This is a genomic window from Phytoactinopolyspora endophytica (genome assembly GCF_004138495.1).
In the GTDB taxonomy this organism is placed as follows: domain Bacteria; phylum Actinomycetota; class Actinomycetes; order Jiangellales; family Jiangellaceae; genus Phytoactinopolyspora; species Phytoactinopolyspora endophytica.
Genome location: NZ_ML142853.1, coordinates 490919 through 492420, shown reverse-complemented (window position 1 = coordinate 492420; position 1502 = coordinate 490919). Strand labels below are relative to the sequence as shown.

General features: G+C 67.6%; 2 protein-coding genes. One reads left to right on the top strand and one right to left on the bottom strand.

The annotated features are described in order from the left end of the window. Window positions 1-13: 13 nt before the first annotated feature. A complete protein-coding gene (locus tag ELR45_RS13005) occupies window positions 14-511 on the bottom strand; it encodes a MarR family winged helix-turn-helix transcriptional regulator (protein ID WP_129666513.1) in 498 nt (165 codons plus the stop codon). A 149-nt stretch (window positions 512-660) separates the two neighbouring features. Here ELR45_RS13005 and ELR45_RS13000 point away from each other — a divergent pair. Next, window positions 661-1502: MFS transporter (locus ELR45_RS13000; protein ID WP_420813880.1), on the top strand; the 842-nt coding region annotated here is incomplete at its 3' end.

Genomic DNA, 1502 nt, shown 5'->3' with positions numbered 1-1502 from the left:
GTGCGGTCCGGCGTCAGGTGGTCTGGCGTGCTGCGCCGTTTGAGCGCTGGGTGCCGAGCGTTCTCACCGACTCGGCCAGATCGGCGACGCGCGGATCGTCCGCGGCGGCGTCGAGGGCCTCGCGGAGCGCGGCGTCGTTGGTCGGTCTGGCCTCCGCGAGCAGCTTCAGGCCTGCATCGGTGACATCGGTGTAGATGCCGCGGCGGTCGGTGTCGCACAGGTAGCGTGTCAGGAGGCCGCGATCCTCGAGGCGGGCCACCAGTCGCGTGGTGGCGCTCTGGCTGAGCACGACCGCGTCGGCGACCTGGGCCATACGCAGGTGTCCTCCCGGTCCGTTGTGCTGATGGCTCAGGACGTCGAGGAGCGAGTACTCGCGGACCGAGAGGTCGTGGCGTGCCTGTAGGGCCTGCTCGATGTGGGTCTCGATGCGGTCATGCAGGACCGAGAGCGCGCACCATCCCTGTGCTATGGCGGCCGGCGGGGCCTCGGCGGCGCTACCCGCACCCGTCATGGTTCCTCCTCGCTTCGCTTGCGTTCATTGTAGGCCATCAGAGGTAATCGGCGGTTGCAATAGAGCGCGTATGCAAATAATGTAAACGCCCATAGAGTGCATGCGCATGTACTCCGCGTATTCCCATTTCTGCCATGGAAGGCCTGCTCATGCCCCTCGCGCTGTTCGCGCTGACCATCGGAGCCTTCGGTATCGGCACTACCGAGTTCGTCATCATGGGCCTGTTGCCCGAAGTCGCCGCGGAGTTCGACGTCTCCATACCGACGGCGGGGTGGCTGACCACTGGTTACGCGCTCGGCGTCGTCGTCGGCGCGCCCATCCTTGCGCTCATCAGCACGCGTGTATCGCGCAAGCGCATGCTCATGTCGTTGATGGTCGTGCTCGCCGCCGGCAACGTGCTCTCCGCCCTGGCGCCCGTCTTCATCGTGATGCTCGCCGGCCGAGTCGTCGCCTCGTTCGCGCATGGCGCGTTCTTCGGCATCGGGTCGATCGTGGCGGCCGGCTTGGTCGCTCCGCACCGTCGGGCGGCCGCGATCTCGATGATGTTCACCGGCCTGACCGTCGCCATCGTGGCCGGCGTGCCGATGGGCACGCAGCTCGGCCAAGCCGCGGGCTGGCGGTTGACGTTCGTGCTGGTGGCGGCGATCGGCATGCTGGCCGTGGCCGGCATCGGTGCCTTTGTCCCAGCGGACGAGGGGCCGCGGCAGGCACGTTTCCGTGCCGAGTTCGTCGCCTTCCGCCGGGTACAGGTGCTACTGGCGATGGCGATGACCGTGCTCGGCTTCGGTGGCGTGTTCGCCGCTGTGACCTATCTGGCGCCGATGATGACTGAGGCGGCCGGCTTCGGGGAATCCGCCGTCGGCTGGCTGCTGATGTTGTTCGGTGTCGGCATGGTCGCCGGGAACCTGGTCGGAGGGCGGCTCGCCGATCGTGCGTTGATGCCCCTGCTGTACGTCTCGCTCACGGCCCTGGCCCTGACACTGGCCGCGTT

Coding starts and splice junctions, on each gene's coding strand:
- ELR45_RS13005 (WP_129666513.1), bottom strand. CDS start 511: ATGACGGGTGCGGGTAGCGCCGCCGAGGCCCCGCCGGCCGCCATAGCA.